The 13,015-nt window shown below is 62.9% G+C and carries 12 protein-coding genes; 3 read left to right on the plus strand and 9 right to left on the minus strand.

From position 1 onward, the window contains the following. Positions 1-444: 444 nt before the first annotated feature. From msrQ to ACNFBT_RS11800, 6 genes are all read right to left on the minus strand, one after another. Complete coding sequence (gene msrQ / locus ACNFBT_RS11775; RefSeq protein WP_416749473.1) at positions 445-1,053, minus strand: protein-methionine-sulfoxide reductase heme-binding subunit MsrQ; 609 nt, start codon at positions 1,051-1,053, stop codon at positions 445-447. After that, a complete protein-coding gene (gene msrP, locus ACNFBT_RS11780; protein WP_416749475.1) occupies positions 1,053-2,063 on the minus strand; it encodes a protein-methionine-sulfoxide reductase catalytic subunit MsrP in 1,011 nt (336 codons plus the stop codon). Before msrP ends, msrQ begins: the two co-directional genes overlap by 1 nt. Before the next feature lie 57 nt (positions 2,064-2,120). Continuing rightward, positions 2,121-2,945, minus strand: a complete 825-nt coding sequence (pssA, locus tag ACNFBT_RS11785; protein ID WP_015478888.1) for a CDP-diacylglycerol--serine O-phosphatidyltransferase — start codon at positions 2,943-2,945, stop codon at positions 2,121-2,123. A 149-nt stretch (positions 2,946-3,094) separates the two neighbouring features. After that, the gene (gene ilvC / locus ACNFBT_RS11790) at positions 3,095-4,111 is read right to left on the minus strand and encodes a ketol-acid reductoisomerase (RefSeq protein WP_275608675.1); all 1,017 of its coding nucleotides are present in this window, start codon (positions 4,109-4,111) and stop codon (positions 3,095-3,097) included. Between the two features lie 44 nt (positions 4,112-4,155). Continuing rightward, positions 4,156-4,647 (minus strand): acetolactate synthase small subunit, encoded by a 492-nt coding sequence (ilvN, locus tag ACNFBT_RS11795; protein WP_017516326.1) that lies wholly within the window; start codon positions 4,645-4,647, stop codon positions 4,156-4,158. Between the two features lie 2 nt (positions 4,648-4,649). After that, the gene (locus ACNFBT_RS11800; protein WP_416749478.1) at positions 4,650-6,380 is read right to left on the minus strand and encodes an acetolactate synthase 3 large subunit; all 1,731 of its coding nucleotides are present in this window, start codon (positions 6,378-6,380) and stop codon (positions 4,650-4,652) included. Positions 6,381-6,784: 404 nt separating this feature from the next. Here ACNFBT_RS11800 and ACNFBT_RS11805 point away from each other — a divergent pair, with 404 nt between their 5' ends. Then, positions 6,785-7,228 carry a DUF4124 domain-containing protein gene (locus ACNFBT_RS11805; RefSeq protein ID WP_416749480.1) on the plus strand — a complete coding sequence of 148 codons (444 nt, stop codon included), beginning with the start codon at positions 6,785-6,787 and terminating at the stop codon, positions 7,226-7,228. A 16-nt stretch (positions 7,229-7,244) separates the two neighbouring features. Here the strand turns inward: ACNFBT_RS11805 and ACNFBT_RS11810 are convergent, their stop codons facing one another. From ACNFBT_RS11810 to mrcB, 3 genes are read right to left on the minus strand one after another with little or no spacing between them, the layout of a single operon-like run. Beyond that, positions 7,245-7,574, minus strand: a complete 330-nt coding sequence (locus ACNFBT_RS11810; protein WP_416749482.1) for a YqcC family protein — start codon at positions 7,572-7,574, stop codon at positions 7,245-7,247. Then, a complete protein-coding gene (locus tag ACNFBT_RS11815; RefSeq protein ID WP_416749484.1) occupies positions 7,574-8,416 on the minus strand; it encodes a tetratricopeptide repeat protein in 843 nt (280 codons plus the stop codon). Before ACNFBT_RS11815 ends, ACNFBT_RS11810 begins: the two co-directional genes overlap by 1 nt. A 16-nt stretch (positions 8,417-8,432) precedes the next feature. Next, positions 8,433-10,757, minus strand: a complete 2,325-nt coding sequence (mrcB, locus tag ACNFBT_RS11820) for a penicillin-binding protein 1B (RefSeq protein WP_416749486.1) — start codon at positions 10,755-10,757, stop codon at positions 8,433-8,435. A 206-nt stretch (positions 10,758-10,963) separates the two neighbouring features. On the opposite strand from mrcB, the gene ACNFBT_RS11825 reads away from it, so the two are divergent. Both ACNFBT_RS11825 and ACNFBT_RS11830 read left to right on the plus strand, forming a co-directional pair. Continuing rightward, the gene (locus tag ACNFBT_RS11825; protein ID WP_416749488.1) at positions 10,964-12,526 is read left to right on the plus strand and encodes an AAA family ATPase; all 1,563 of its coding nucleotides are present in this window, start codon (positions 10,964-10,966) and stop codon (positions 12,524-12,526) included. 185 nt (positions 12,527-12,711) lie between these two features. Further along, positions 12,712-12,984 carry a TfoX/Sxy family protein gene (locus ACNFBT_RS11830; RefSeq protein ID WP_152226099.1) on the plus strand — a complete coding sequence of 91 codons (273 nt, stop codon included), beginning with the start codon at positions 12,712-12,714 and terminating at the stop codon, positions 12,982-12,984. Positions 12,985-13,015 lie beyond the last annotated feature (31 nt).

The raw sequence follows: 13,015 nt of genomic DNA on the forward strand, positions 1-13,015 counted from the left end.
CTGATAATCAGTCGATCATCAGTCTTACATCACAAGCACCCACACGAATTGCTTGATTCGACTTGTTAAAGAGCAGTTGGTTGATTCTTTCGTCTCAACCGAGGCGCGCATTCTACAGCAGCACCTCATCTTGTCAAGCGTTGTTTTCGAAAATTTTCTTTTCTACTCAACCGCTTGCGCCTCGGAGAAGGAAGCCTTCCCACCAGCGGGAGGCGCATTCTACAGCGATCAAACTCACTGTCAAGCACCTCGATGATCTTCTTTTCGACTCACCGCCGGAGCAGCAAAGGGAAAGTGGCAAGCGATTCACCTGCCGGACCACCACTCTCAACTTCGAACCTTTGTAAGTGCTTGATTTTCAAGCTCTTTCAGCGCTTCGTCGCTGGGAGTGGTGCGCATTATAGGGACTTAGAAAGGCCCGTCAACACATTTCCGTGAGAATTCTCAGTTGGGTACGAATCGGCTGCGGAGCAAGGGCAACTGACGCGCCACTGGGGGTAGCCGCAAGAGCATCAGGAAACATCCGATAGTGGCATATATCGCCCAGCGCTCCAGGTCGGAACGCACGACCCACAGCATATGCAGGAGCCCCAGGGCGAGGATGACATATACCAGGCGGTGCAGCTTCTTCCAGCCAGCCCCCAGCTTGCGCATGCTGTAGCGATTGGACGTCACCGCCATGGCCAATAGGCCGAGGAAGGCAGTCGCCCCGACGAAGATGTAGGGGCGCTTGCGCAGCTCGACGCCCAACTGCGCCCAGTCCAGGCCGAGAATGAAGACAGCATAGGCGCTCAGGTGCAGCACTATATAGGTGAAGCACCACAAGCCCAGCTGCCGTCGTACCTGTATCCAACCATTCCAGCGGGTGAGTTTCTGCAGCGGCGTCATCGACAGGGTGATCAACAGCAGGATCAACCCGCCCTGCCCCAGCCGGTCGACCAGTGCCTTGCCCGGGTCCGGCCCAAGAGCGAAGACCCACGCCTGGTACAGCCAATAGAGCGGCGGCAACAAAGCAGCGACGAACACGCCACTGCGCCACAACGGGTTGCGCATCAGTATTCCTTCCTCAGGTCCATGCCCGCGTAGAGCGAGGCCACCTCATCGGCATAGCCGTTGAACATGAGGGTGGGACGAACATTGGGGCTGAATAGTCCGCTGGGCAGGCGCCGCTCGTGCGCCTGAGTCCAGCGCGGGTGGTCGACAGTCGGATTGACGTTGGCGTAGAAGCCATATTCGTCGGGAGCGAGGCCCTGCCAGGTGGTCTTCGGCTGCTCTTCGACGAAGCTGATGCGCACAATGGATTTAGCCCCTTTGAAGCCGTATTTCCAAGGCACGATCAACCGCAGCGGCGCGCCATTCTGGTTGGCCAGCACCCGGCCATACATACCGACTGCAAGAATGGCCAGGGGATGCATGGCCTCATCCATGCGCAGCCCTTCGACGTACGGCCAGTCGATCAGGGCGAAGTTGGACTGCACGCCTGGCATGTCCTGACGGTCCACCAGGGTCTCGAAGCGCATGAACCTGGCATTGCCGGTCGGTTCGACCCGCTTGATCAGTTCGGAGATCGGGAAGCCGATCCAGGGGATGACCATCGACCAGGCCTCGACGCAGCGCAATCTATAGATGCGCTCTTCCAGCTGGTATGGCTTGATGAAATCTTCCAACGCGTACTTGCCGGGCTTGTTCACCTCGCCATCGATCACCACCGACCAGGGCTCGGTCTTCAGTGCACCGGCATTGGCGGCGGGATCGCCCTTATCCGGGCCGAACTCATAGAAGTTGTTGTAGTTCGTCGCGTCCTTGAAGGGCGTGATCGCCTCATTCTTCACCGTGACGGCATCCCAACGGGTGGCGGCAAGCTTCTCACTCAGCCAGGCGGGAGACTGCACCGCCTCGACATCGGCGTAACGTCCTTCCTCGGCAAAGCTCAAACGAGGCAATCCGGACAGCGCGGCAGCCGCTATCGCACCGGACATGAACTGGCGACGGGAGAAGTAGAGGGATTCGGGCGTGACTTCCGATTCGTGACAATCGGAAAGGCGGGACGACTTGATCAGCATGGCGGGCTCCGCAACGACTGGCTGTATGCGCCAGTAGACTGCGGGGCCCGCTGGAAATTACACGGCGGGCGGCTGCTTGCGACGGCGCAACTGAAGCAAGTATTGCACCGGACCGGAAGCGGCGTATGCAAGGAACAGCAGCAGCAGGATGCGCGGCGGGTCGGTGAAGACCACGGCGAACGCCAGCACTACGACCAGGATCGCCACGAACGGCACGCGGCCGCGCAGGTCGAGGTCCTTGAAGCTGTAGTACTTGATGTTGCTGACCATCAGCATGCCGGCGGCAGCGACCATCAGCGCGACCAGCAGGGATACCTTGGCACCCTGAACATCGAAGTCCGCGAACGCCCACACCGTACCGGCGACCAGAGCCGCGGCGGCCGGGCTGGCCAGACCGATGAAGTAGCGCTTGTCGGCCTTGCCCACCTGGGTGTTGAAGCGCGCCAGACGTAGCGCGGCGCCAGCCACATAGATGAAGGCGACCATCCAGCCGACCTTGCCCAGGCTGCTCAGCGCCCACTCGAAGGCGACCAGAGCCGGTGCAACACCGAAGGCGACCATGTCGGACAGCGAGTCGTACTCGGCGCCGAATGCGCTCTGGGTGTTGGTCAGGCGGGCCACACGGCCGTCGAGACCATCGAGCACCATGGCGACGAAGATGGCGATGGCGGCATTGGAGAAGTCACCGCTCATCGCATTGATGATGGCGTACAGGCCGGTGAACAGTGCCGCGGTGGTGAACAGGTTGGGCAGCAGGTAGATGCCGCGATGGCGGACCTTGCGGCCTTCGGCGTCGTGGCCCTCTTCGATGTGTTCATCGATGGGCAGCAGACTTTCTTCGGTGTCGGAAGCCTTGTTCGGCTCCTCGTGACCTTCACTCATGGACGATTCCTTGAGAACTCGTTGAGGCTGAGATTCGCCGGGGCACGCTACTGCGCTGACGGACCCGGCGCCCCCGCTTTATACCAGATCACTGCCCCAGAACGAAAAAACGCGGCAAGCGCCGCGTTTCTTCGTTTGTCGAAAGGACCTTAGTTCTTGGTCTTGTCGACGATCTTGTTGGCAGCGATCCACGGCATCATGGCACGCAGCTTCTCGCCAACAACTTCGATGCCGTGGGCAGCGTTGTTGCGGCGGTAGGCGGTCATCGACGGGTAGTTGGTGGCGCCTTCGGAGATGAACATCTTGGCGTATTCGCCGTTCTGGATGCGCTTCAGAGCGTTGCGCATGGCAGCACGGGATTCGGCGTTGATCACTTCCGGACCGGTCACGTACTCGCCGTATTCGGCGTTGTTCGAGATCGAGTAGTTCATGTTGGCGATGCCGCCTTCGAACATGAGGTCAACGATCAGCTTCAGCTCGTGCAGGCACTCGAAGTAGGCCATTTCCGGAGCGTAACCGGCTTCGACCAGGGTTTCGAAGCCAGCTTTCACCAGCTCGACGCAACCGCCGCACAGAACAGCCTGCTCGCCGAACAGGTCGGTTTCGGTCTCGTCCTTGAAGGTGGTTTCGATGATGCCGGTACGGCCGCCGCCAACGCCGCAGGCGTAGGACAGGGCGACGTTCTTGGCATTGCCCGAAGCGTCCTGGTAGATGGCGATCAGGTCAGGGATGCCGCCGCCCTTGACGAACTCGGAGCGTACGGTGTGGCCCGGGGCCTTCGGCGCGATCATGATCACGTCGAGGTCAGCGCGCGGAACGACCTGGTTGTAGTGGATGGAGAAGCCGTGAGCGAAGGCCAGGGTGGCACCCTTCTTCAGGTTCGGCTCGATCTCGTCCTTGTACAGGCGGCCCTGGAACTCGTCCGGGGTCAGGATCATGACCAGGTCGGCAGCGGCAACGGCTTCGGCCACTTCGGCGACTTTCAGGCCGTGGTTCTGAGCCTTGGCAACGGAGGAAGAACCCGCACGCAGGCCGACGGTGACGTCGACGCCGGAGTCTTTCAGGTTGCAGGCGTGGGCGTGGCCCTGGGAACCGTAACCGATGATGGCAACTTTCTTGCCCTGGATGATGGAGAGGTCACAGTCTTTATCGTAGAAAACGCGCATTTGGGAATTCCCCTGTCAGTTGGCCTCGTGGGCCGTATTTCAAATCAGATGCTGAGAGTCTTGTCGCCACGGGCAATGCCGGTGACGCCACTGCGGACGACTTCGAGGATCGACGCGGTGCCGATGGCCTGGATGAAGCTGTCCAGCTTGTCGCTGGTGCCGGCCAGCTGCACGGTGTAGACGCTGCTGGTGACGTCGACGATCTGCCCGCGGAAGATGTCGGTGGTGCGCTTGACCTCGGCGCGCTGGGCGCCGGTGGCCTTCACTTTCACCAGCATCAGTTCGCGCTCGATGTGCGCGCTCTCCGAGAGGTTCACCAGTTTTACCACCTCGATGAGCTTGTTGAGGTTCTTGGTGATCTGCTCGATGACCTCATCCTGACCAGCGGTGGTCAGGGTCAGGCGCGACAGCGTCGGGTCCTCGGTTGGGGCGACGGTCAGGCTTTCGATGTTGTAGTTGCGCTGGGAGAACAGGCCGACGACGCGGGAAAGCGCGCCGGGTTCGTTTTCCAGCAGCAGGGAAATGATGTGTCGCATGATCAGGTACGCTCCGTCTTGCTCAGCCACATGTCGCGCATCGCACCGCCGCGGATCTGCATCGGGTAGACGTGCTCGCTGGTATCAACCTGGATGTCGAGGAAGACCAGGCGATTCTTCATCGCGAAGGCCTCTTCCATCATCGGCTTCAGGTCCTTCAGGTCGGTGATGCGCATGCCGACGTGGCCATAGGCCTCGGCCAGCTTGACGAAGTCCGGCAGCGATTCCATGTAGGAGTGCGAGTAGCGGCTGTTGTACTGCATGTCCTGCCATTGGCGGACCATGCCCAGCGCACCGTTGTTCAGGTTGATGATCTTCACCGGCAGGTCGTACTGCAGGCAGGTGGACAGCTCCTGGATGTTCATCTGGATGCTGCCTTCACCGGTCACGCAGGCGACATCGGCGTCAGGGAAGTTCAGTTTCACGCCCATGGCGGCCGGGAAGCCGAAGCCCATGGTGCCCAGGCCACCGGAGTTGATCCAGCGATTGGGCTTGTTGAAGCGGTAGTACTGCGCCGCGAACATCTGGTGCTGACCCACGTCGGAGGCCACGTAGGCGTCGCCATGGGTGACCTCGCAGAGGGTCTCGATCACGGTCTGCGGCTTGATGATGCTGCCGTCGCCCATGTTGTACGGGAACAGGCCGCGGGTGCCGCGCCATTCCTCGATCTGCTTCCACCAGGCAGCCTGGGCGTCCTTGTTCGGGGTCTCGCCGATTTCCTTGAGGATCGCGACCATTTCGGTCAGGACGCTGTCCACCGGGCCGACGATCGGGATGTCGGCCTTGACGGTCTTGGAGATCGAGGCCGGGTCGATATCGACATGGATGACCTTGGCGTTCGGGCAGAACTTGGCGGCGGTTTCACCGTTGATCACGCGGTCGTCGAAGCGCGCACCGACGGCGAAGATCACGTCAGCGTGGTGCATCGCCAGGTTCGCGGTGTAGCTGCCGTGCATGCCGAGCATGCCGACGAACTGGCGGTCGGTGCCCGGGTAGCCACCCAGTCCCATCAGGGTATTGGTCACCGGCACGTTGAGCATGCGCGCCACTTCGGTCAGCGGCTCGGAGGCATTGCCCATGATCACGCCACCACCGGCGTAGATGATCGGGCGCTTGGCGGCCAGCATCATCTCGGCGGCCTTGCGGATCTGGCCGGAGTGGCCACGGACCGCCGGACTGTAGGAGCGCAGCTTGACCTTCTTCGGGTAGTTGTATTCGAACTTCTGGGTCGGATCGCCCATGTCCTTCGGAATATCGATCACCACCGGACCGGGGCGGCCGGACTGGGCGATATAGAAGGCCTTCTTGATGACCTCAGGGATTTCCGACGGGTGCTTGATGATGAAGCTGTGCTTCACGATCGGACGGGAAATACCGACCATGTCGGTCTCCTGGAACGCGTCGGTACCGACCATGTTGCTCGACACCTGGCCGGAGATCACCACCATCGGGATGGAGTCCATGTAGGCGGTGGCGATGCCGGTAACGGCATTGGTCGCGCCGGGACCGGAGGTCACCAGCACCACACCAGCCTTGCCGGTGGCGCGCGCATAGCCGTCGGCCATGTGAGTGGCGGCCTGCTCGTGGCGAACCAGGATGTGGGTTACTTCGTTCTCTTTGAAGAGAGCGTCGTAGATATGCAGGAGGGCACCGCCCGGGTACCCGTAGATGTACTTAACGCCTTCGTCACGCAGCGAGCGGACGACCATTTCAGCGCCGGATAAAAGCTCCACGTTGTCACCTCTAGAACGCTATATACGGAAACCCCCGACGTGGGGGACCGACTTGGATGGCTGCCCGGCAGACATGGGCGAATGTAATCGCCGGCTACGTCGACTGCCGATTGAGCAGAACCTGGAGGCACTCCTGTTTGTGTTACGGAGAGCCTCCACCCAGCGCGAGGTAACGCGAAACAGGGTGAAACTTTGCGGCGCGGGTAGCACCTCTTGTCTGCCGAGTAAAACCAGCTTGCGGCCGGCCCACTGCAGCGAACCTTGGATTCTTCTGATTCAGGAGGGGCAAGTCAAGCCATATATAGCTTTTGGATGAAGCCGGGATGTGAACTTCTCCGGATGAATAAGCTGGCGATTTGGTTATAGTTATCGACAGACTCCGTACTCCCAAGGATCGACAACTCATGCGACGGACGATTTTCATGGGCAGCCTGCTGCTCGCTCTGGCCCCGACCGTGATGGCCGCGCAGGTCTACAAATGGGTGGACGCTCAGGGTGTCACGCACTTCGGCGCGCAGCCGCCGGAAGGCATCAAAGCCTCGGCCGTCAACACCAACACGGCCCCACCCAAGTCGAACTTCCCGCTGCCCCCGCCCAAGCCGGTGGTCCCTCCCAGCGCGGATGACAAGCAGAAAGCCGTGGACGACAAGGTGAAGCAGGACGTCGCCCAGCAAGATGCCGCGCGCGCACAGAATTGCAGCCAGGCGAGGGAGAACCTGGCTCAGCTGAAGAACAATCCACGCGTTCGCGTGAAGGAAGAGAACGGCGAATACCGCCGCATCACCGAAGAAGAGCGCCAGGCGCGCATCGGCGAGAACGAAAAAGCCATCCAGACAAACTGCAACTGAGACAGCGCGGGAGCGCTCAGCGCCCCGCAGAGATCAGTCGATCGAACTCGCCAAGAGCTTCCAGCAGCCGCTTTACGCGAGCCCCTTCGGTGGCGTACGCCTCCTCGGCAATCTCGCGGATGCCGGATGCGGAGGGCAGATCAGCCCCGCTTTCGACGATCTGCTTCATCCGCGGCAGGAATATCCACTGCAGCCACTCCTCCAGCGCCAGCGTATCCACGCAGAACGGCTCGTGACTGGAGAGCTTTTCAGGCGACGGGCTCTCACTTCCCCACAGGCCAATGGCCCGCATCTCCTGCTCGATCAGCAGCAGCAGATCCGCTATCGCCGGCAGTCGCTCATCCATCACAGGGTTACCTTGGCTTTCTGCCGGGCTTCGGCGGCGCCAGCGGCGTCACCCTGCTGATCGCGGCACTTGCCGATCAGGTCCCACAGGCTGGCCTGCAAGGTCGGACGGCCGCCGGACAGCGACAGACCACGACGCGCCACCTGTTCGGCCTGCGCGGCGTCGCCCTGGGCCAGGCGGACCTGGGCCAGCTTGTAGAGCACCTGCGGCTCGCGCGGGGCGATACGCTGGGCGCGTTCCAGACTGGCGGCGGCGCCATTGAGATCACCGCCGCCCTGCTGTTGCGAGGCGGTGGTCAGCAGCGCCAGCACCGGACCATCGAGCTGCTCGTCAGCAGACAGGCCCGCGTTGCTCGAAGGAATGCCCGACGGCCCCTTGTAGGCACCGCCCTGGTTGTAGGTGCTGCCCTGGGTGGACGGCGCCGCAGGTTGGGTCTGGTAGGCCGGCTGCTGGTAGGTCTGCGACTGGAAGCCACCGTTCGAGGTGATGCCACCGCTGGTGGAGATCGGCTGCTGCGAATAGGTCGAGCCGGTACTGCCCGGTGCGGTCGTCATCGGTGAGGTACTGATCGGTGCCGCGCCGGTCTGCGCCGGGAAGGTCTGGATCGGTGCGGCGCCCGCATCCTTCGGAACCATCACGGTGACACCGGAGTCGCCCTGGGGAATGCTCTGGCCGGCGCTGGCGGAAACCGGCGCCTTGTAGTTGCCACCGCTACGGTTCACGCGCTCCGAGTTGGAGACGGTGGTGCCGGAGTCCTGCACGGGGATCGCACCGTGCTGCGGGGTCGCACAACCGGACAGAAGCGCCAGAGTCGCCGACGCCGCAAACCAAGCTTTTCTCACTTCCAAACCTCTCGCATCAGTTCAGCCAGCCACGCACCCAGTCCATGACTTCATTGGCCGGAGCCTGGATTCCGCAACCGGCGCCAGCGGCCGGTTCGCTTCCTCGAATATAAGGCATCTGCACCGCGCCGGGGCAGTTGGCGTCTGTGCCCTGCCCGGTGCGTGGATCAACCCAGGCCTGCACCACATTATCCGGCATCGGCATATCCAATGGCAGCGGATCGGCCTTGCGCATGAAGCTGGTCCAGATCTGCAGTGCACCGGTGGCGCCGGTCAGCGGCGTCTTGCCGTTGTCGTCGCGACCGATCCAGACCACCGCCAGCAGGTCCTGGCCGAAGCCGGAGAACCAGCTGTCGCGGGAATCGTTGGTGGTGCCGGTCTTGCCGGCCAGGGTCAGCGAGGCCGGCAGCTGGTTGTAGACCGAGCGTGCGGTACCCTCGCGCATCACGCGCTGCATGGCGTTCTGCACCAGATAGATGGCGCCCGGATCGAAGCGCTGCTGGACCTGGAACGGATAACGCTTGAGCGGTTGGCCGTCCGACGCCAGCACACTGCGAATGCTGCGCAGCGGGGTGTTGAAGCCGCCGCTGGCGATGGTCTGGTACATGGTCGCCACCTGCATCGGGCTCAACGCACCGGCGCCCAGCAGCATCGACGGGAAGGCCGGCCAGTCCGTCGAAACGCCCAGGCGCTCCAGGGTCTTCAGCACGTTCGGCACACCCAGGTCCAGACCAAGCTTGGCCGTGGACAGGTTCAGCGAGTTGGCCAGCCCCTGGTAGAGGAAGATGGTGCCGCGCGACTGATGGTCATAGTTCTGCGGCTTCCAGACCTGCCCGTCCTTGCCCTTCACCTGGAATGGCTCGTCCTGGATGTAGCTGGTCAGCGTGTATTGGCTCGGCCGCTCCAGCGCGGTCAGGTAGACCGCCGGCTTGACCAGCGACCCGATCGGCCGCTTCGCATCGATGGCGCGGTTGAAGCCGGCGAAGCGCGGGTCGCGACTGCCGATCAGCGCCTGGATTTCACCGGTTTCCGGGTTGGTCACCACCATCGCGGTCTCGGTCTCGGCGACCCCCTTGCGCCCGTCGAGGCGCTTGAAGGTCTCGCTGACGGCGGACTCGGCTTTCATCTGCAGGATGGGGTCGAAGCTGGTGAAGATGCGCAGACCTTCTTCGGTCAGGTCTTCATCCCGATAGTCTTCGCGCAGCTGACGCTTCACCAGGTCGAGGAAGGCCGGGTAGTTGCCGTTGGCCATGCTGCCCTGCTGGGTCACGCCCAGCGGCGCCTGCTTGGCGGCGGCGGCCTCCGCTGCGGTGATCACGCCCTGCTCGGCGAGCACGTCGAGCACCACGTTGCGACGTTCCAGCGCGCGCTCCGGGTTACGGCGCGGGTTGTAATAGGAAGGCCCCTTCACCATGCCGACCAGCAGCGCGACCTGCGGCAGCTTCAGCTCCGACAGCGGCTGGCTGAAGAAGTACTGGCTGGCGAGGCCGAAGCCGTTCACCGAGCGCTGGCCGTCCTGACCGAGGAACACCTCGTTCAGGTAGCTCTCGAGGATTTCGCGCTTGTCGTAATGCAACTCCAGCAGCACCGCCATCATGGCTTCGGTGAGCTTGCGCGACAGGCTGCGTTCGTTGGTCAGGAAGAAGTTCTTCACCAACTGCTGGGTCAGGGTACTGCCGCCCTGGCGCAGTTGCCCGGCGCTGGCGTTGACCCAGACGGCACGGGCGATCGACTTGATCGAAACCCCGTGGTGGGACCAGAAGTCGCGGTCTTCCACCGCCACCAGGGTATCGATCAGGTACGGCGGCACCTGGTCGAGCTTGATCAGGATGCGGTCTTCGTTGTGCGCCGGATACAGGCCGCCGATCAGCAGCGGCTCCATGCGCGCCACGGCGAGATCGGCGCCATTGGCACCGCTCAGCCCGGCGACAGAGTTGCCGGAGAAGCTGACGCGAATCCGCTGGGCGGGCTCGGCACCTTCATAGAACTGGAAGCCGCGGGTATTGAGGTCGACGGAGTTGCCGGAAACGGCGGCGGCGCCCGGACCGTTCACCGCGCTTTCGCGACGATAACCCAGCGCATCCAGCTCGCGCAGGAAGTCGTCCTTGCCCAGTTTCAGGCCGACGAACAGCTCCAGCGGGCGGGCATACACCTTGGCGGGAATGGTCCAGCGCTTGCCGGAGAACTTCTCCTGGACAACCGCATCGAGATACACGGCAAAACCGGCCAGCACCACGATGCCGACCAAGCCGAGCTTGAAAGCCCAGCCCAGCCACTTGCGCATGGCAGGCGACGATTTGCTGCTTTTTTTACGGGATTTGGAAGATCGGGGACGCGTCATGGCGGCGCATTATACGTACTTTATCCACAGGGGACAGACACCGTGCCAGACGGTATCCGGGTTCTTGCAAGGCACCGGCGCGGGGTGGCGCCAGGACTGCCGTGCTTCGACCTCCGCGCGACGGATTGGTTGCCTCGCGGGTTTGCACCACTGGACCCAGCCGCCATAATGCCTGCCTCTCGAAAATAGACAGACAAGGACATAACGTGAGCCAGACTCTGATCGCTGCGCTGCAGAACCCGGCGCTCTACCCTCATCCGGTCGAAAGCTTCCGGGTCATCGAAACCCACATTTCCTGGGTCCTGCTCACCGGCTCCTACGTCTACAAGATCAAGAAGCCCGTCAACTTCGGCTTCCTCGACTTCACCGACCTGGCCGCGCGCAAGCACTTCTGCGACGAAGAGCTGCGCCTCAACCAGCGCCTCACCGAAGGCCTGTACCTCGACGTGCTGCCGATCACCGGCAGCGAGAGCGCCCCGCGCCTGGGCGGCGAAGGCCCGGCCATCGAGTACATGATCCAGTGCCGTGAATTCCCGCAATCCCAGCTGCTCAGCGAAGTGCAGGCCCGCGGCGAGCTCAGCGCCGGGCACATCGACGGCCTGGCCCGGCAGATCGCCGAGTTCCACCTGCGCACCCCGCAGGTTCCGGCCGAACACCCGCTGGGCACCCCGGACGCCTGCATGGCCCCGGTTCGGCAGAACTTCGAGCAGATCCGCCCGATGCTTTCGGACAAGGCTGACCTGCTGCAACTCGACGCCCTGGAAGCCTGGGCCGAGTCCAGCTTCGAGCGCCTGCACGGCGTGTTCGAGTCGCGCAAGGCCAACGGCTTCATCCGCGAATGCCACGGCGACATCCACCTGGGCAACGCCGCCATCATCGACGACAAGGTGGTGCTGTTCGACTGCATCGAGTTCAACGAGCCGTTCCGCTTCACCGACGTCACCGCCGACTACGCATTCCTCGCCATGGACCTGGAAGACCGCGGCCTGAAGTGCCTGTCGCGGCGTTTCGTCAGCCAGTACCTGGAATACACCGGCGATTACCAGTCGCTGGAGCTGCTGAATTTCTACAAGGCCTATCGCGCCCTGGTTCGCGCCAAGATCGCGCTGTTCAGCCTGGCGCACCAGACCGACGCCGTGCAGAAGGCCGCGACCCTGCGCCAGTACCGCAACTACGCCAACCTGGCGGAAAGCTACAGCGCCATCCCCTCGCGCTTCCTCGCCGTGACCCTCGGCGTGTCCGCCGTCGGCAAGAGCCAGGTGGCCTTGCGTCTGGTGGAAGCCCTGGGCGCCATCCGCCTGCGCTCCGACGTCGAACGCAAGCGTCTGTTCGGCGAGCAAAGCGCCGAGCAACGCGGCCAGCATCAGAGCGGCATCTATTCCGCCGATGCGACGCTGGCGACCTATCAACGCCTGAACACCCTGGCGGCGGATATCCTGCGTGCCGGCTACCCGGTGGTACTGGACGCCACCTTCCTCAAGCGCGACCAGCGTGCGGCCGCCTGGAAGATGGCCGAGGAAACCGGCGTGCCCTTCCTCATCCTCGACTGCCACGCGCCGGAAAGCGTCATCGCCGGCTGGCTCGCCCAGCGCCAGAGCGAAGGCAACGACCCGTCGGACGCCACCCTGGCGACCGTCCAGGCCCAGCAGGCCGCCCGCGAGCCACTCAGCGACGAAGAGCAGCAGCACAGCAAGCGCGTCGACACCCCGGATGCCGCCAGCCTGGACGCCCTGGTCGCCAGCATCCGCCAACGCCTCCCGGGGCTCTGACCCCAGCGGCCGGACCGCCAGGAAGGCGGTTCCGGCCCGCGCCTCCACGCTCTCTCCCGCCTTGCCGCTCGCGCAGGGCGATATCACAAAGCCACGCTACACTTGCCTTGTGTATATCCGGCCGCTATGAGCAGCTCACGGCCCTGAACCCAATGCCTGATCGTGCCGCATCGCAAGGACCGACGATGAACGACGAACTGCTGCACCTGAAGAATCTTGGCAAGACCTCCGCCCAGTGGCTGCATGCCGTAGGTATCCACAGTGCCTCCGACCTTCGCCGGCTGGGCGCCGTTGGCGCTTACCGGGCGGTCAGGGCCCGTGGTTTCCGTGCTTCGAAGGTGCTGCTGTATGCCATCGAAGGGGCCCTGCTCGACGTGCACTGGAATGACCTTCCACCGTCCCATAAAGCCGCCCTACTGGGCGAGCTTGAGACTTTCCCCATGAGGAACAAGAGCTAGCTCACAAGCTCTGTGGGAAAATCTTTACGCT

Source organism: Pseudomonas sp. NY15181 (genome assembly GCF_048068055.1).
Taxonomy (GTDB): Bacteria; Pseudomonadota; Gammaproteobacteria; order Pseudomonadales; family Pseudomonadaceae; genus Pseudomonas.

Coding starts and splice junctions, on each gene's coding strand:
- pssA (WP_015478888.1), bottom strand. CDS start 2,945: ATGAGTGAAGGTCACGAGGAGCCGAACAAGGCTTCCGACACCGAAGAA.
- ACNFBT_RS11805 (WP_416749480.1), top strand. CDS start 6,785: ATGCGACGGACGATTTTCATGGGCAGCCTGCTGCTCGCTCTGGCCCCG.
- mrcB (WP_416749486.1), bottom strand. CDS start 10,757: ATGACGCGTCCCCGATCTTCCAAATCCCGTAAAAAAAGCAGCAAATCG.
- msrQ (WP_416749473.1), bottom strand. CDS start 1,053: ATGCGCAACCCGTTGTGGCGCAGTGGCGTGTTCGTCGCTGCTTTGTTG.
- ACNFBT_RS11810 (WP_416749482.1), bottom strand. CDS start 7,574: ATGGATGAGCGACTGCCGGCGATAGCGGATCTGCTGCTGCTGATCGAG.
- ilvN (WP_017516326.1), bottom strand. CDS start 4,647: ATGCGACACATCATTTCCCTGCTGCTGGAAAACGAACCCGGCGCGCTT.
- ACNFBT_RS11830 (WP_152226099.1), top strand. CDS start 12,712: ATGAACGACGAACTGCTGCACCTGAAGAATCTTGGCAAGACCTCCGCC.
- ilvC (WP_275608675.1), bottom strand. CDS start 4,111: ATGCGCGTTTTCTACGATAAAGACTGTGACCTCTCCATCATCCAGGGC.
- msrP (WP_416749475.1), bottom strand. CDS start 2,063: ATGCTGATCAAGTCGTCCCGCCTTTCCGATTGTCACGAATCGGAAGTC.